15 protein-coding genes are annotated in these 16,017 nt (G+C 62.0%); 7 read left to right on the top strand and 8 right to left on the bottom strand.

Annotated elements, in window-relative coordinates; translation table 11 throughout:
- The first annotated feature begins 200 nt into the window (after positions 1–200).
- From AC0L3I_RS00895 to AC0L3I_RS00885, 3 genes are all read left to right on the top strand, one after another.
- Entirely contained in the window at positions 201–974 is a 774-nt protein-coding gene (locus AC0L3I_RS00895; RefSeq protein WP_473486363.1) for an amino acid ABC transporter substrate-binding protein, read from the top strand.
- 159 nt (positions 975–1,133) lie between these two features.
- Complete coding sequence (locus tag AC0L3I_RS00890; RefSeq protein WP_473486364.1) at positions 1,134–1,814, top strand: amino acid ABC transporter permease; 681 nt, start codon at positions 1,134–1,136, stop codon at positions 1,812–1,814.
- Entirely contained in the window at positions 1,811–2,584 is a 774-nt protein-coding gene (locus tag AC0L3I_RS00885; RefSeq protein ID WP_473525655.1) for an amino acid ABC transporter ATP-binding protein, read from the top strand. Before AC0L3I_RS00890 ends, AC0L3I_RS00885 begins: the two co-directional genes overlap by 4 nt.
- A 104-nt stretch (positions 2,585–2,688) precedes the next feature.
- On the opposite strand, the gene AC0L3I_RS00880 is transcribed toward AC0L3I_RS00885, so the two are convergent.
- The 5 genes from AC0L3I_RS00880 to AC0L3I_RS00860 form a co-directional block, all read right to left on the bottom strand.
- The gene (locus tag AC0L3I_RS00880) at positions 2,689–3,270 is read right to left on the bottom strand and encodes a CarD family transcriptional regulator (RefSeq protein ID WP_027152934.1); all 582 of its coding nucleotides are present in this window, start codon (positions 3,268–3,270) and stop codon (positions 2,689–2,691) included.
- Between the two features lie 366 nt (positions 3,271–3,636).
- Positions 3,637–3,975, bottom strand: coding sequence for a ferredoxin FdxA (fdxA, locus tag AC0L3I_RS00875; RefSeq protein ID WP_023762879.1), 339 nt, complete (start codon positions 3,973–3,975; stop codon positions 3,637–3,639).
- Positions 3,976–4,124: 149 nt separating this feature from the next.
- A complete protein-coding gene (locus tag AC0L3I_RS00870) occupies positions 4,125–4,511 on the bottom strand; it encodes an RNA-binding S4 domain-containing protein (RefSeq protein WP_473525654.1) in 387 nt (128 codons plus the stop codon).
- Between the two features lie 14 nt (positions 4,512–4,525).
- Entirely contained in the window at positions 4,526–7,924 is a 3,399-nt protein-coding gene (locus AC0L3I_RS00865) for a helicase-related protein (protein WP_473486367.1), read from the bottom strand.
- A 669-nt stretch (positions 7,925–8,593) separates the two neighbouring features.
- Complete coding sequence (locus AC0L3I_RS00860; protein ID WP_473486368.1) at positions 8,594–9,178, bottom strand: TetR/AcrR family transcriptional regulator; 585 nt, start codon at positions 9,176–9,178, stop codon at positions 8,594–8,596.
- An 83-nt stretch (positions 9,179–9,261) separates the two neighbouring features.
- Here AC0L3I_RS00860 and AC0L3I_RS00855 point away from each other — a divergent pair, with 83 nt between their 5' ends.
- Positions 9,262–10,506, top strand: a complete 1,245-nt coding sequence (locus tag AC0L3I_RS00855) for an FAD-dependent monooxygenase (RefSeq protein WP_473525653.1) — start codon at positions 9,262–9,264, stop codon at positions 10,504–10,506.
- Positions 10,507–10,593: 87 nt separating this feature from the next.
- Here the strand turns inward: AC0L3I_RS00855 and phbB are convergent, their stop codons facing one another.
- Complete coding sequence (gene phbB, locus AC0L3I_RS00850; protein ID WP_065011280.1) at positions 10,594–11,319, bottom strand: acetoacetyl-CoA reductase; 726 nt, start codon at positions 11,317–11,319, stop codon at positions 10,594–10,596.
- Between the two features lie 205 nt (positions 11,320–11,524).
- Positions 11,525–12,703, bottom strand: a complete 1,179-nt coding sequence (locus tag AC0L3I_RS00845; RefSeq protein WP_473486370.1) for an acetyl-CoA C-acetyltransferase — start codon at positions 12,701–12,703, stop codon at positions 11,525–11,527.
- Between the two features lie 299 nt (positions 12,704–13,002).
- Between AC0L3I_RS00845 and phaR the strand changes: the two genes are divergently transcribed.
- A complete protein-coding gene (phaR, locus tag AC0L3I_RS00840; protein WP_473486371.1) occupies positions 13,003–13,614 on the top strand; it encodes a polyhydroxyalkanoate synthesis repressor PhaR in 612 nt (203 codons plus the stop codon).
- 196 nt (positions 13,615–13,810) lie between these two features.
- Here the strand turns inward: phaR and AC0L3I_RS00835 are convergent, their stop codons facing one another.
- Positions 13,811–14,257, bottom strand: a complete 447-nt coding sequence (locus AC0L3I_RS00835) for a hypothetical protein (RefSeq protein WP_473525652.1) — start codon at positions 14,255–14,257, stop codon at positions 13,811–13,813.
- Positions 14,258–14,358: 101 nt separating this feature from the next.
- Here AC0L3I_RS00835 and AC0L3I_RS00830 point away from each other — a divergent pair, with 101 nt between their 5' ends.
- Positions 14,359–15,045, top strand: a complete 687-nt coding sequence (locus AC0L3I_RS00830; protein WP_473525651.1) for a TetR/AcrR family transcriptional regulator — start codon at positions 14,359–14,361, stop codon at positions 15,043–15,045.
- 169 nt (positions 15,046–15,214) lie between these two features.
- The gene (locus AC0L3I_RS00825) at positions 15,215–15,997 is read left to right on the top strand and encodes a 3-hydroxybutyrate dehydrogenase (RefSeq protein ID WP_473486373.1); all 783 of its coding nucleotides are present in this window, start codon (positions 15,215–15,217) and stop codon (positions 15,995–15,997) included.
- Positions 15,998–16,017: the final 20 nt, after the last annotated feature.

Genomic DNA, 16,017 nt, shown 5'->3' with positions numbered 1-16,017 from the left:
GTCGCGTGGATTGCACTGCCGAAAGCTCGTTGCGGTGGTCGCTACGTGGTCGGTTGGCGCGGTTCGATGTGGTTTTGAGAATTGGATTTCGAAAGCGTCTCATTTTTGAAATCTGGTTCCTTATTTCGCCAGCCCGCATCTGTCAGTTTCCGGCGCTCACAAATGCGGCGTACGCCGGCCAATGACGGGATCACAGAAAAATGAAATGGCTCAATTCGCTTATCGTCGCCGCAATACTGCAGGTACTGGCCGTCACATCAGGCCATGCCGGCGCCAATCTCGAGCAGATCAAGCAGGCCGGTGTCTTCAAGGTCGGCACGGAGGGTACCTATGCCCCCTTCACCTATCATGATGCCTCGGGCGCATTGGTCGGCTTCGATGTCGAGATCGCCAAGGCGATCGCCGAGCGCCTCGGCGTCAAGGCCGAATTCCTCGAAGGCAAATGGGATGGGCTGATCGCCGGCCTCGACGCCAAGCGCTATGACGCCGTCATCAACCAGGTCGGTATCACCGAGGAGCGCAAGGCCAAGTATGATTTCTCCGATCCCTATATCGCGTCCAAGGCGGTGCTGATCGTGCGCGGCGACAATACCGACATCAAGAGCTTTGCCGACCTCAAGGGCAAGAAGGCGGCGCAGTCGCTGACCTCGAATTTCGGCAAGCTCGCCGAAGCGAACGGCGCCGAACTCGTCGGCACCGATGGTTTCGACCAGTCGATCCAGCTGCTTCTTACCGGCCGTGCCGACGCCACCATCAACGACAGCCTGTCCTTCCTCGATTTCAAGAAGCACAAGCCCGACGCCAATGTGAAGATCGCCGCGCAGGAAGAAAACGCCGACTATTCCGGCGTCCTCGTGCGCAAGGGCGATCCGGAACTGGTCGCCGCCATCAATCAGGCGCTGGCCGATATCAGGGCCGACGGCACCTACCAGAAGATCGCCGACACTTATTTCGGCCAGGACGTTTCGAAGTAAGCGCATTTCACGGAGCGGGCCGGTTGCCGGCCCGTATGGCAGGTATCGCGGCGAGCTGTCTTTGACGGCCGCCGCTTTTCGCGTGATATGGCGGCCGTATGATCGCGCTTCGATGCTGCCGGGGCGGTTTTGGGCGGCCATCTCGCAAGGAGGGTTTTCGTGCCGCACTGGCTGCAACTGATGCTGGACTCGTTGCCCACGCTGCTATGGGCCGCGCTGATCTTCACCGTGCCGCTAACGCTGCTGTCGTTCGCATTCGGTCTCTTCGTAGGACTGGTTGCGGCGCTCGTTCGGCTGTTCGGTCCGAAGCCGCTGGTCGCCGTGGTCCGCTTCTACGTCTGGATCTTCCGTGGCACGCCGCTTCTGGTGCAGCTCTTCCTGATCTTCTACGGCCTGCCCTCGGTCGGCATCCTGCTCGACGCTTTTTCAGCTGCGTTGATCGGCTTCACGCTCAACATCGGCGCCTATACGTCGGAGATCATCCGCGCCGTCATAGGCTCGGTGCCGAAGGGGCAGTGGGAAGCGGCCTATTCGATCGGCATGACCTGGAGCCAGGCGATGCGGCGCACGATTCTTCCACAAGCAGGCCGCGTCGCGGTGCCGCCGCTGTCAAACACCTTCATCTCGCTGGTCAAGGATACATCGCTGGCCGCCGCCATCACCGTGCCGGAGATGTTCCAGGCGGCGCAGCGCATCGTCGCCACCACCTATGAGCCGCTGATCCTCTATGTCGAGGCGGCGGCTCTCTATCTGGCGCTGAGCTCGGTGCTGTCGGCGTTGCAGACGCGCTTGGAAAAGCGGCTCAGCCGCTATGGCGGCTTCCTGGAGGCGCGCTCATGATCGGTCTTACCGACATCGAGAAGCGCTTCGGCGACAACCTAGTGCTGAAGGGCGTGACGGTCACCATCGAGGAAGGCAGCGTCACCGCCCTTGTCGGTCCCTCGGGCGGCGGAAAAAGCACGCTTCTGCGCTGCATCAACCTGCTCGAGATCCCGACTTCGGGCACGGTGCGCATCGGCGACGACGCGCTCGAATTCCATCCCGGCGGCAAGGTTTCCGGCACGGCCATCCAGCGCCTGCGGCTGCAGACCGGCATGGTGTTCCAGAATTTCCAGCTGTTTCCGCACCGCACGGCAATCGAAAATGTCATGGAGGGGCTGGTGACGGTGCTGAAATGGCCGGTCGAGCGAGCGCGCGAGCGGGCGCTCGCTCTGCTCGAAAAGGTCGGCATGGCGCACAAGGCCGATGCCTGGCCGGCGACCCTGTCAGGCGGCCAGCAGCAACGCGTGGCGATTGCCCGGGCGCTGGCGCCATCGCCGAAAGTGCTGCTGTGCGACGAGCCGACCTCGGCGCTCGATCCGGAACTGGCTCAGGAGGTGGTCGACGTGCTCAGCCAGCTCGCTCGTGAGGGCACCACCATGGTGATGGCGACGCATGATTTGCGCCTCGCTTCGAAGATCGCGCAGGAAGTGGTGTTCCTCGACGCCGGCGCCATCGTCGAGAAAGGCCCCGCCGCTGTTTTGTTCAGCAATCCGGAGCGGCAGCGAACCAAGCGGTTCATCGCGACGCTGAAGCAGGAAGCGGAGAAGGAAGGCGGCGGCGAAGGTTAATGCATGTCGCCCAAAAGTGCGCAGCGGTTTTGGGATAACGACATGCATAAAAAGAGAAACCCGGCGCGAGGCCGGGTTTTTCCAAATTCGAAGGCGAGAAGCGCTCAGGCTGCTTCTTCCTGCTCGGCTTCTTCGTTGTCGGCCTTGGCGCCGCGCTTCGGACCCTTGTTGAGATTCACCTCGATGAGGCGCACCGCTTCGGTTTCCGACATGCGGTTGACGGCCGCGATCTCGCGCGCCATGCGGTCGAGTGCCGCCTCATAAAGCTGGCGCTCGGAATAGGACTGCTCCGGCTGGTTGTCGGCGCGGTAGAGGTCGCGCACCACTTCGGAGATCGAGATCAGGTCGCCGGAATTGATCTTCGCATCATATTCCTGGGCGCGGCGCGACCACATGGTGCGCTTGACGCGGGCGCGGCCCTGCACGACCTTCAGCGCGCGATCGACATAATCCTCTTCCGACAGCTTACGCATGCCGATGGAGGTCGCCTTGGCAACCGGCACTTTCAGACGCATCTTGTCCTTCTGGAAGTCGATGACGAACAGTTCCAGCTTGTGGCCCGCAACTTCCTGCTCGTCGATCGAGACGATCTGGCCGACGCCGTGCGCCGGATAGACGATGTACTCGCCGGTCTTAAAACCGTGACGCGCTGCGCTGGACTTCTTCTGCGGGGTGATTGTTGCCATTACGCCATGAACTCCTTGGTGTGGTACCGGCATTCTGCCGGCCGAACTCGCGCGATCGGGTAACCGATCGTTAGCCGCACAACTACGAACCCACCGGAAAAGCCGAGGCCGGCAAACCGCATAATTGCGACCGCCTGCCCCAGATCACTCTGGTCCGGATTGAGAAATTCACCTTTCAGTGATTTGGGGCGTTTGCGCCATAAATCGACGTTGTGTCACCGGCATGTTTGGTTGATGTAGCACAAAAAGTCGGAAGAATCAAGGTTTTGCTGCACGCGCGAAGGCCATGTGCCATCGCCGCCTGTCGCGGCAGTTAATGTACCATGCCTTTTAGGCGGCGTTATGCTGGCTGAATCAGCGGTCTTGTCAGTCGCCCTCGCCGGGCTCGGGGGAGAAATATTTCTCGAACTTGCCGGCCTCGCCATCGAAGGATTTGGCGTCGGCCGGAGGCTCCTTCTTGGCGGTGATGTTGGGCCATTTATCAGCGTATTCGGTGTTGATCTGCAGCCATTTGTCGAGACCCGGCTCGGTGTCGGGCTTGATCGCGTCTGCCGGGCATTCCGGTTCGCAGACGCCGCAGTCGATGCATTCGTCGGGATGGATGACGAGCATGTTCTCGCCTTCGTAGAAACAGTCGACCGGACAGACCTCGATGCAGTCCATGTATTTGCATTTTATGCAATTGTCGGTCACGACATAGGTCATCGGTCGGCTCCGGGACGTCCCGTTTTTGTTAGGCTTTTTTGGTGAGGTAACGTCTTTGCCCGCCGCTTGCAAGGGCAGCCATTGCGCGCGATACCGGTGTTTCCGGAATGGAATTCCAGAAGGGCGATCCGGCGAAACCCGGTTATGCGTCAGTCGTCGCCGAACAACCGGTCGGTCTCCCGGCGTTCCTTCTTGGTCGGGCGGCCGCTGCCGGCATCGCGTAGCGCGGGAATCGCATCGGCAACGGCCTCGCCCTTCGGCGCGGGCGGCGGCGACATATCCTCGTAGAGCATGCGCGCTTCTTCGGCAGGGCCGCGCCGGCTTCCCGTGCGGAGCACCTTCCAGACGAAGATGCGCCGCTCGAGAGTGATGGTCAGGACGTCGCCGGCCCGGACCAGATCGGAGGCCTGCGCTGCTTTGTCGCGATTGATGCGGACGCGTCCGGCCACCACCAGCTTCGCTGCCAGCGAGCGCGATTTCACCGCACGCGAAAAGAACAGCCATTTATCGATGCGCTGGCGGCCTTCGGCGACCATCGGAGCGAGCGAACTTACTTCTTCAGCTGGTCGCGCAACGCGGCGAGCTTGGCGAATGGAGAATCCGGGTCGAAGCGCACGGGACGCTCCTCGCGAGGCTTAGGCTGGAACGCGGGCTTTCCACCTGGTGCGCCACCCTTGCCGTCCTGCCTGCCGCCCTTCCAGTCCGGCCGGCTTTCGCGACGATCGGGACGCTCGCCCTGCGGCTTGCCGTCGCGCCGTTCCCCTGCCTCACCCTGAGGCTTGGGCTTGAACTTGCTGCGGTCGAAGCGCGGCTTGCCGGCGCCGTCGCCGTCGCGGCGTCCTTGATGGGGGGGCCGGCTGCCTGGAGCGCCGGCCGGTTGTCCGCCGGTGGCATCTGCCGGTGCGTCGCCACGGCCATCGCGGGCGGCTTGCCCGTTGCGCGGGCGATTGTCCCTGTCACGGGGCCGGCTGTCGTGGTGGCGGTGGCGCGGACGCTGGTCGAAGCGGCCCTGCCGCCACAACAGGATGGGTTTTGGTTCTTCGGCCTCTTTCTCGGCCTCTGGAGCAGCCTCGCCGGTGGCGGCTGCCGCCGCCGCGGCAGGTTCGGCCGACACGGCTTCCGTTGCGGGCGAGGCTTCGAAAGCCGGCTCCGCCGGTGCGACCGCAATCTCGGCGGTTTCGGGTGCTGCCTCTGGAGCTGCGGCTTCGGCTGCAGGCAGCCCCTCTACCGTGAGCTCAGCCGGAGTTTCCACCTGAGCTTCTGCGACAGGTTCCGCTTCGGTGGTGGTTTCCGCGGGCGCTTCGGCTGTGGCCTCTGCCACTGCATCCGGCTCCGAACTCTCGGCCGGCGCCTCGGCGGCTGCGTCCGCAACCGCGGCGTCCGCTGCCTTGGCCTGCTCGGCTCGCGCAGCTTCTTCCGCCTCCTGCTTGGCCGCGGCGGCTTCACGCGCGGCATTGTCCTGTGCCTCGAGCCGCGCCCTCACCTCGACTGCCGGCTTCGGCTCCGCTCGGTAGCCGAGGCCTTTCAAAATCTCTTCCATGTCGTCGGCCGTAGCGCCGAGGATCGACATCATCGGCGGCGTCACCATGAAAGACTGACCGTCATAGGCGCCGTCGGGCCGCTGACCGAGGCCCGGCTTCCAGTTGGTTGCGGGCCGGATCAGGTCGGCCAACCGTTCAAGGATGTCGACGCGCACCGCGCGACGGCCGAGATTGCGGTAGCCGGCCAGTTTGTAGAAGGCCTTGTCGAACGTGGGATCGATGACCACCGAGGTGCGGCCGGAGGCCAGCGCGTGGACCACATCGCCAAAGCCGGGCTTGTCCTTGCCGTCGTTCTGCAGCGCCCACAACAGCGTCACCAGTCCGGCCGGGGCCGGCTTGATCAGCGCGGGCGCGAAGACGTGGTAGGCGCCGAAGCGCACGCCGAGCCGGCGAAGGGCGGCGCGGCCTTCCTGGTCGAGCGACTTCATCTCCTGGGCGATGTCGCGGCGGTTGATGAGGCCGAAATGCTCGACGAGCTGGAAGGCAATGCCGCGGCCGATGCCGGTGATCTGCTCGGCGTTCTTGAGGTCGACCAGCGGCTTCAGCAAGGACTCGATCTGGAAATTGACGAAGCGCTCGGCGCGCGCCGCGACCTTGTCGCGGGCTGGTCCGGTGAGCTGCTCGTCGGCCAGCAGCACAAGGCGCGGCTTCAACGGCTCGTCGCCTGCGACCAGCGTGCCGATCGGCGCGCCGATCCAGCGCAGCGTGCCGTCGGAGCCGAGCGCGATGTCGCCATTGGCCGAGGCGCCGAAGCGTTCGGCCCGCGCCTCGAATTCGGCTGCAAGCGCCTTCTGGGCTGCTGTGCGCACTGCCTTGGCGTCCTCGCCGCCGGCGCTCTGGTCGGCGGTGAAGCGGAACCCTTGCAACTCGCCGACATGATGGCCTTCGACGAGGACAGTTCCGGTTGGGCTAATTTCGGCTTCAGGCATGGTATTTTCTCTAAGGCGCCGCATGAGGACGGAAGTCCTGCGGTCTACGAAGCGTTTCGTCAACCGCTCATGCAGCGCATCCGACAATCTGTCTTCGATTTCGCGCGTCTTTTCCTGCCAGTGTGCCTGATCGGCCAGCCAGCCGGGCCGGTTGGAGACGAATGTCCAGGTGCGGATCTGGGCGATCCGGTGCGACAGCGTGTCGATGTCGCCCTCGGTGGTGTCGGCACGGCGCACCTGCTCGGCCATGTAATTCTCGTCGACATGGCCATGCCTGGCAAGGTCCATGTAGATCGAGGCGATCAGGTCGGCATGCTGGGCAGGCGCGATCTTCCTGTAGTCGGGAAGGGCGCAGGCCTCCCACAACAGCGCCACGCGCTTGGCGTTGGTGGCCAAGGCCCGGATATCCTCGTCGCGGGACAAATGCTCGAGCGCCTGCGCATCCACAGCCGGTAGCGCACGCGTCAGGCCTTCGACCGGCGCGTTGGTCTCGGTGGAGCGCTTCAGCGCATCGAGGCTGGCGAAATCGAAATGCGCGGTGCGCCATTGCAGCACTTTCACCGGGTCGAACTCATGCCCTTCGATCTTCTTGACCAGATCTTCGTCGAGCGGATCGACCTGGCCGGTGACGCCGAAAGTGCCGTCGCGCAAGTGCCGGCCGGCGCGGCCGGCGATCTGGCCGAGCTCGGCCGCCGTCAGGTTGCGATACTGGTAGCCATCGAATTTACGGTTTTGAGCGAAGGCGACATGATCGAGATCGAGGTTCAGGCCCATGCCGATCGCATCGGTGGCGACCAGGTAATCGACATCACCCGATTGGAACAGCTCCACCTGCGCGTTGCGAGTGCGGGGTGATAGCGCGCCGAGCACGACGGCCGCACCCCCTTGCTGGCGGCGGATCAGTTCGGCAATCGCATAGACCTCGTCGGCGGAAAAGGCGACGATCGCCGTGCGTCGCGGCAGGCGGGTCAGCTTCTTCGAGCCGGCATAGGCGAGATGCGACAGCCGTGGCCGGGTCACCACCGACACGCCCTTCAGCAGACGCTGGAGGATGCCGTGCATGGTGGCTGCGCCGAGCAGCAATGTCTCCTGGCGGCCGCGCAGATGCAGGATACGGTCGGTGAAGATGTGGCCGCGCTCGAGATCGCCGGCCAGCTGCACCTCGTCGATGGCGACGAAGGCGGCGTTGGTCTCGCGCGGCATGGCTTCGACGGTACAGACCGAATATCTGGCACCGTCGGGCTGGATCTTCTCCTCGCCGGTGATGAGCGCCACCTTGTGAGCGCCGACCTTCTCGCAGACGCGTGAATAAACCTCGCGGGCGAGCAACCTGAGCGGCAGGCCGATGATGCCGCTTTCATGCGCCACCATGCGCTCGATGGCGAGATGGGTCTTACCGGTGTTGGTCGGCCCGAGCACGGCAGTCACGTCGCGGCCCGAGAGGATCAGCGGCTCAATATGTTTCGGCGGGATGTTCATCGACCTGGAAATCAGGCTCTCTTCTTCGCGTTGTCGGGAGCGCGCCCCGTGGCGGCGCGTGTGACAGCCGACACATAGGGATTTCGAGTGCGAAGCGAAAGCGGAATGTTCCGACTGCAGCTCGAAGGCTCTCGTCTGGTGTTGTCAACCGGTCCTGATTAACAGTTGGAACGAGTCTGGAACGAATCAGCTACGAATCGCTGACTCTTGCTGATTCAGGTTTTGTTCACGGCTACATCTGGACTTTTTGCCGACGAGTCTCACCACATGCTGAATCGCCGAACTGGCCCGATTCATGCAGGGCGGACGTCCTCCTTAACAGTTGCAGGTGAACGATCGGCGCAGGCGGGCGGGCATCACCCAACATTATGAAATTATTGATCTTTCCTAACGCGCCATTACGGTTTGAGGATGTTTTCAGCCTTTGTCGTTAACCTTCCGGTCAAAGCCGGAACGAAACGGCGACGAATCAGCGCTGGCGGGTGTTTCCCGGTTTGTTCACCCCAATATGTTGTGTCGTGAACAGGTTTTCCACCTGTTATCAACAGGCGAAGAACAGGGTTTTGCACAGGCTGTGCGGCCGCCGTTAACTTTTGCGTGCCGCTTCGGCACAAATCGGTGTCACGTCCGTCGGTCGGCGCAGTCGCGCACGAGGACCAGACTCCGGGTTCAAGAAATGTCCTCTCCCACGGCATAGCGCTGCAAAGTAGGGCCGACGTTCTGAATGATTTCATCGTGGGACAGGGCGACGACGGGCGGAAGCCGCAGCAGGTATCGGCACATCGCCAAACCCAGCAACTGGCTCGAAACGAGCCCGGCACGTCGACCCGCGTCGGCGGGATCAGCGACCGCCGCAACCACCGGCCTGACCTGGTTGCCAAATACGTCACGCAGCTTTTCGGCGGCGAATTCGTTCGACGTCGCCGAACGCAGCAGAATTGCCATGCCAGGACCGCTGGCCGCGCCCTCCCAGATTTCGAGAAAACGCCTGATCAGCGTTTCACCGATGGTGTTTCGGTCGATCACCCGAAGTGCCGGCAATTGCAGGTCGACGACCGCCGCCCTGGCGAACAGCTCGTCCTTGCTGCGGAAATAGCGGATCACCATGGCCGGATCGATCGAGGCATGCGCCGCGACGTCGCGGATGGAGGCGCCGTCATAGCCGCGCTCGGCGAACAGGAGCCTCGCGGCCTCGAGGATTTGGGCGCGCGTGCGGTCCGACTTGCTGGGTTTCTTCGGCTGGTTCTCGGTCATGAAAATTCATATGCCAACGGCCGTTGACAAATGCAATAGCTTCGACTAGAAAGTCAACGATCGTTGACAAATGGAGAGAAAAAATGTTGCCCGATACAACGGAAGTCCTGATCATTGGCGCCGGCCCGACCGGCATGGCGCTGTCCATCGTGCTGCACCAGGCCGGTGTCGATCATGTTCTGATCGACAGGCTGGCGCAGGGCCTTCAGACCTCGCGGGCTGGCGTCATCCACTCGCAGACGCTGGAAACGCTGGAGCCTCTCGGCGTCACGCAGCGGCTGAGCGAACTTGCCCTGAAGCTGCAGAATTTCGCCATCCGCGACCGCAATCGGGCGCTGCTCACGCTTGATTTCGGCAAGCTTCCGTCAAGGCATCCCTATTTGATGATGCTGCCTCAGAACCTGACCGAGCAGGTGTTCGCCGAACGGATCGCAGCCCTGGGCGGTGTGATTCACCGCATGGTCGAGGCCAAGGCGGTCGTTCAGGATGCTGACGGCGCGCGCGTGACGGTGGTCGAGAACGGCCGCGAGAAACTGATATCGGCACGCTATGTCGTTGGTGCCGACGGCATGCAAAGCCTGGTGCGCAGGTCGACCGGCATCGAGTTCGACGGCGCGGCCTATGACGCTTCGTTCGTACTCGCCGATGTTCGTCTCGACTGGCCGGTTGGGCCGACAGAAGTGTCGCTGTTCTTTGCACCGGCCGGGCTGGTGGTGGTGGCGCCGCTTCCGGACGGATCGTACCGGGTCGTCGCGACAATGGAGGACGCACCGGAAAAGCCCGAGATCGCCGACATCCAGGCGCTGCTCGACAGCCGCGGACCGACCAAGAAAAGAACCCGGGTGCTCGACCTGTCGTGGAGCTCGCGTTTTCGTGTGCATCACCGCCTGGTCCGCTCGTACCGCAAGGACCGATTGTTCCTCATGGGTGATGCCGCGCACGTGCACAGCCCGGCGGGAGGGCAAGGCATGAACACCGGCATCATCGACGCGGTTGTGCTTGGCCAGTTGCTTGGCGACGTGATGAACGGCGTGCGCCCGGAAGCCGAGCTCGACCTCTACGAAACGCTGCGCCGCCCGGCGGCCCAAGAGGTGCTTGAACTGGCGGGCACGATGACCGACATGGCGCTTACCCGCAATTCGGTGAAGCGGTTCGTCCGCAATCTCGTGCTTTCGGTGCTGAATCTCAATCCATTCCTGAAGCTTCGTATCGCATTGAAACTGTCAGGCCTCAGCCGGGCGCCGCTTGCCCGCCTGCCGGCACCTTCGCGCGAGCCGATCGCCCGGGCCAAGCCTGCAGCCGAACCAGGGCTGAAGCTTGTTGCCTGACAGCCGCGATTGTGCGGATCCCAGCCCTCGGTCTTGGCCGGGTGGGCGTTGGGCCCGGTACATCAGTTACCGGCGAGAGCCGACGCCTCAGGTGATGTACTGGCCGCCATTGGCGGAGATGGTCGAGCCAGTGATGAAACCGGCATCGTCGGAAGCGAGGAAGACGACGCAACGTGCGATCTCTTCCGGCTCGCCGAGGCGGCCGACCGGGATCTGCGGGATGACGCGCTCGTTGAGCACCTTCTCGTCCATCGCCCTGACCATCTCGGTAGCGATATAGCCGGGGCAGATGACATTGACGGTGATGCCGGCCCGCGCTCCTTCCTGGGCGAGCGCCTTGGTGAAGCCGATGTCGCCGGCCTTCGACGCCGAATAATTGACCTGGCCGGTCTGGCCCTTCTGGCCATTGATGGAGGAGATGGTGATGACGCGGCCGAACTTGCGGTCGCGCATGCCGCCCCACAGCGGGTGCGTCATGTTGAAGACGCCGGAAAGATTGGTGTCGACGACCTCTTTCCATTGCTCGCGCGTCATCTTGTGGAACATGGCGTCGCGGGTGATGCCGGCATTGTTGACCAGAACGGAAACCGGGCCGAGATCGGCCTCGATCTGCTTGATGCCAGCGGCGCAGGCATCGTAGTCGGCCACCGACCATTTGTAGACCGGAATGCCGGTCTCTGCCTTGAATTTCTGCGCCGCTTCGTCATTGCCGGCGTAGTTCGCGGCAACCTTGTAGCCGGCGGTTTTCAGGCCGATCGAAATCGCGGCGCCAATACCGCGCGACCCGCCGGTGACGAGTGCTACTTTTGTCATGGTGTCCTCCCTTTTTAATTCGTGAGTGGCGGGCGCTGAACGCTCTAACGGCGATTGAGCCCCGTTCGCCACTGACTATTTCATGGCTTGGCTGGCGCATGAACCCCGAAAATCGAAATCGATTTTCGAAAAGGATCATGCGCAAGGTCAAATGCTACAGCGTCCTTTGCGCGCCCCAAGGGACGCCCGGCGCTGTAGTCTGTCTTCATAGCGCTTCCACGCACATGGCGACACCCATGCCGCCGCCGATGCACAGCGTGGCGAGGCCCTTCTTGGCGCCGCGGCGGCGCATCTCGTAAACCAGCGTGTTGAAGATGCGGGCACCTGAGGCGCCGATCGGATGGCCGATGGCGATGGCGCCGCCATTGACATTGACGATGGACGGATCCCAGCCCATGTCCTTGTTGACGGCGCAGGCCTGCGCGGCGAAGGCCTCGTTGGCCTCGACCAGGTCGAGATCGCCGACCGACCAGCCGGCCTTGGCCAGCGCCTTGCGCGAGGCGGGAATAGGCCCGGTGCCCATGATCTGCGGATCGACACCCGCCGTCGCCCAGGACACGATGCGCGCCAGCGGCGTGATGCCGCGCTTTGCGGCTTCCGCCTCGGTCATCAGCAGCACAGCGGCGGCGCCGTCATTGATGCCGGAGGCATTGGCGGCGGTCACCGTGCCGTCCTTGTCGAAGGCCGGTCTTAGCTTGGTCATGGCGTCGATCGTCGCGCCGTGGCGGATATATTCGTCCTGGTCGACTGTCGTGTCGCCTTTCTTGCCCTTGACGATGAAAGCCACGATCTCGTCTTTGAATTTGCCGGCCTTCTGTGCGGCCTCTGCCTTGTTCTGGGAGGCCAATGCGAGCCCGTCCTGGTCCTCGCGGGTAATCTGGAACTGGCGAGCGACGTTTTCGGCGGTGTTGCCCATGTGATAGCCATTGAAGGCATCCCAAAGCCCGTCCTTGATCATGGTGTCGATCATCTTGTAGTCGCCCATCTTGACGCCGGCACGCAGGTGTTGAGCGTGCGGGGCCAGCGACATCGATTCCTGCCCGCCGGCGACGATCACCTTGGCGTCGCCGGCGGCGATCTGCTGCATGCCGAGAGCAATAGCGCGCAGACCTGAGCCGCAAACCTGATTGAGGCCCCAGGCCGTGGTTTCCTTTGGCAGGCCGGCATTGATAGATGCCTGGCGGGCGGGGTTCTGGCCCTGAGCCGCGGTCAGCACCTGGCCGAGGATGACCTCGTCGACCTCCGCCGGCTCGACACCGGCACGGGACAGCAGTTCCTTGATGACCACGGCACCAAGCTCATGCGCCGGGGTGGCGGCAAAGGCGCCGTTGAAGGACCCGACGGGCGTGCGCGCCGCACTGGCGACAACGATAGCAGCGGACATGTTCTTCTCCAGACTTCGAGGTATCGAGTTTTGGTATCGTCAGGGCTTTTCTTGCCCTTTCAATGATCCAAGTCAAACCTGAAATGAGCATGACGGCCATGCGTCGCAAGCAGGTCGCTCGCGATCGTGGAAACAGTCTGGCGCATTGCTGCGCAGCATATTTGGGCCGCCATGCAGCATTAATTTATCCCGCACTGCACAAACCGCTTGGAATTGTGACGCTTTTGCGCATATCCTTGAAAAGGCGCAATCGTTACCGGCAGCTTACTCAAATGCGCCGGTGTCCTGGGAGGATGCTGATGGCCGCGAAAGACGAACCGATTATCATCAAGAAATATGCCAATCGCCGCCTCTACAACACCGGCACCAGCACTTATGTGACGCTTGAGGACCTTGCCGAAATGGTCAAGAAGGGCGAGGAGTTCACCGTCCAGGACGCCAAGACCGGCGACGACATCACCCATCCGGTGCTGACCCAGATCATCTTCGAACTGGAGAACAAGGAAGGGCAGAACATGCTGCCAATTCCATTCCTGCGCCAGTTGATCGCCTTCTACGGCGACCAGATGCAGATGATCGTGCCGAGCTTCCTCGAACAATCGATGATCGCCTTCTCAAAGGAACAGGAACGCTTCCGCGAGCAGATGAAGGGTGCGTTGGGCAAGTCGCCGCTGGACATGATGAAGATCGCCACGCCGATCAAAGCGCTGGAAGAGCAGACGCGCCGCAATATGGAGATGTTCCAGAACGCCATGCGCCTGTTCACGCCCTTCCCACCCGCAGGCTTGAATGGCTCTTCCGCAGCGCCGGCGGAGCCGCCCAGGAAAGAAACGTCGGAAAAACCTGACGACCTTCAGGAGTTGAAGGAACAGATCGCCGCCATGCAGCGCAAGCTCGACACCATGTCGTGATCGCCGGCCGGACCGAACCCGGCCGAAATCTCTCATCAGTAGACCGTGTCAGAAAATCTCCGCCTCGAATGAGGCTGAGGGACTCCGGCCACGCTAAAGCGCGTCGCGTTTGATCGGCCTCATGCGACGCATTTTAGGTTGTTGCTTTATGCATGTCGTTATCGCAAAACCGCTGCACACTTTTGCGCGACATGCATTATTTCGTCGTCACCGTCACCAGAGCGGTAACGGGTTTGCCGTCCACAAGAATGGGCTTGTGATGATCATCGGCAAGTAGCACGCCGATCACGTGCTTGCCGGCGGCATCCGGACAATGGCCGAAACGAGCCTTGATAAGATCGCCGCCAAAGTCGCTGTTCATGCTGTTGTACGGCTTGCCGGGGATGTTGCAGGTATCTCCGGTGGGATCGATCTTCATATGCACGTGGCCGCATTGGCCGACGCCGTCGCATTCACCCGCTGGCAGCAGCGTGAAGTTGCTCCTGACGATGACGCCTATCGCCTTCTCGGGATCGTTGCCGAGTTCGATGACCGAACCGGCCACCGGCCAGACGATTTCCAGGGTTGGCCGATCTTCGGCCTGGGCAGACCCGAGCGACAATAAAGAGAAAGCGAGGACAGTCGTTGCGATGATGCGAAGCATGGTAACCTCCGTTGACGTTGTAATCACTGATTACATAGGAATCGCTCGGGCGCAAGAAAATAATCGGTGATTACATTTCGGCCTCGTGCTATTGGGCAGGCATGACCAACCCAACGGATTCCGGCGAAGCCGCCAACCCCAAGCGCTATCATCACGGCAATCTGGTTGAGGCCTTGATCGCTGCTACCGTGGAGATCATCGAAGAGCGCGGAGCAGAGCATGTCTCCGTGCGTGAGGCTGCAAAACGTGCCGGCGTCTCGCCCGGCGCGCCATTCCGGCATTTTCGGTCGAAAACAGCACTGCTGACCGCTGTCGCCGAACAGGCCATGAACCGGCTGACCGAAGCCGTTGCCGATGCACAGTCCAAAGTCGACAGCGCAGATCCCATCGTGGCCTTCGAAGCGATCGGACAAGGCTATCTGGAATGGGCGATCAGCAATCCGACGCATTTCCAGATCATAAGTTCTCGAACGCTGATTGATTTCGACGCGTCGGATAGTCTTCGTGATCAGAATGAAGCCGTTCGCCGAAAGATGATCGACCTGCTGACCCAAGCGCTACAAGAAGGTCGGCTTGCTCCGGACACCGACTTTGACCATCTGGTGCTTGCCGCGCGCGCATTTGTCTACGGGTTGGCGCGCATGGCGATCGATGGTCATTTTCCGGAGTGGCATCCGTCCGAGCCGCCATCGCTCGCCGCGCGCAGAGCTCTCCATCTTTTCATGAGCCGGATTTCATCCAAAACGCAATCTCAGGAGCACCCCGAAGTGGCTACCCGGGATCGCTGACAAACTGTTTTCACACGGTCTGTCAGGGCACAACTTCGAGTGAGGGTGTCCTCATTCATGACAAAAATTTCATGTCATCGCCAATCCGCGCCGCTGTTCTTGCGCCGCACGAGACATATATGCTGCACTGCAATATGCTTCCGTTAGCACCGTACTGAAGGATTTCGCCTTGCCCAGCAGAAAAACCGCCATCATCACCGGTTCCACCTCGGGCATCGGCCTGGCCATCGCCCATGCGCTCGCGGCCGACGGCTGCAATGTCGTCGTCAATTCCTTTTCCGACACTGCCGACGATCAGGCCATCACCGATGCGATCGCCAAACATCACGGCGTGAAGACCGTCTATATCAAGGCAGACATGTCGAAGCCGGCCGAATGCCGGGCTTTGATCGAGAAAGCAGCCGAGACGTTCGGCTCGGTCGACATCCTGGTCAACAATGCCGGCATCCAGCATGTCGCGCCGGTGGAAGAATTTCCCATCGAGAAATGGGACGCGATCATTGCCATCAATTTGTCGTCGGCCTTCCACACCATCGCTGCCGCGATCCCGCTGATGAAACAAGCCGGCGGCGGCAGGATCGTCAACATCGCCTCGGCCCACGGGCTGGTCGCCTCGCCGTTCAAATCGGCTTATGTCTCGGCCAAGCACGGCATCATGGGGCTGACCAAGACGGTCGCTTTGGAACTGGCGCGCGACAAGATCACCTGCAACGCCATCTGCCCCGGCTATGTGCTGACGCCGCTGGTCGAGGCGCAGATCCCCGACCAGATGAAGGCGAACAAGATGGACCGCGACACTGTGGTCCGCGAGGTCATGCTCGAAAAGCAGCCGACCAAGGAATTCGTCACGGTCGAGCAGGTTGCGGCTGCCGCGGTGTTCCTGTGTTCGGATGCGGCAGCGCAGATCAACGGCACGCATGTTTCGGTCGACGGCGGCTGGACCGCCCAGTGAATTTGAGCGTGCGAACAAAT

The sequence above is a fragment of the Mesorhizobium sp. WSM4840 genome (assembly GCF_055811755.1).
Note: the sequence above shows the minus strand (reverse complement) of the source record. Positions and strands in the feature narration are given on the sequence as shown.

Coding starts and splice junctions, on each gene's coding strand:
- fdxA (WP_023762879.1), bottom strand. CDS start 3,975: ATGACCTATGTCGTGACCGACAATTGCATAAAATGCAAATACATGGAC.
- AC0L3I_RS00835 (WP_473525652.1), bottom strand. CDS start 14,257: ATGCTTCGCATCATCGCAACGACTGTCCTCGCTTTCTCTTTATTGTCG.
- AC0L3I_RS00880 (WP_027152934.1), bottom strand. CDS start 3,270: ATGGCAACAATCACCCCGCAGAAGAAGTCCAGCGCAGCGCGTCACGGT.
- phaR (WP_473486371.1), top strand. CDS start 13,003: ATGGCCGCGAAAGACGAACCGATTATCATCAAGAAATATGCCAATCGC.
- AC0L3I_RS00885 (WP_473525655.1), top strand. CDS start 1,811: ATGATCGGTCTTACCGACATCGAGAAGCGCTTCGGCGACAACCTAGTG.
- AC0L3I_RS00860 (WP_473486368.1), bottom strand. CDS start 9,178: ATGACCGAGAACCAGCCGAAGAAACCCAGCAAGTCGGACCGCACGCGC.
- AC0L3I_RS00830 (WP_473525651.1), top strand. CDS start 14,359: ATGACCAACCCAACGGATTCCGGCGAAGCCGCCAACCCCAAGCGCTAT.
- AC0L3I_RS00855 (WP_473525653.1), top strand. CDS start 9,262: ATGTTGCCCGATACAACGGAAGTCCTGATCATTGGCGCCGGCCCGACC.
- AC0L3I_RS00895 (WP_473486363.1), top strand. CDS start 201: ATGAAATGGCTCAATTCGCTTATCGTCGCCGCAATACTGCAGGTACTG.
- phbB (WP_065011280.1), bottom strand. CDS start 11,319: ATGACAAAAGTAGCACTCGTCACCGGCGGGTCGCGCGGTATTGGCGCC.
- AC0L3I_RS00870 (WP_473525654.1), bottom strand. CDS start 4,511: ATGGTCGCCGAAGGCCGCCAGCGCATCGATAAATGGCTGTTCTTTTCG.
- AC0L3I_RS00865 (WP_473486367.1), bottom strand. CDS start 7,924: ATGAACATCCCGCCGAAACATATTGAGCCGCTGATCCTCTCGGGCCGC.
- AC0L3I_RS00845 (WP_473486370.1), bottom strand. CDS start 12,703: ATGTCCGCTGCTATCGTTGTCGCCAGTGCGGCGCGCACGCCCGTCGGG.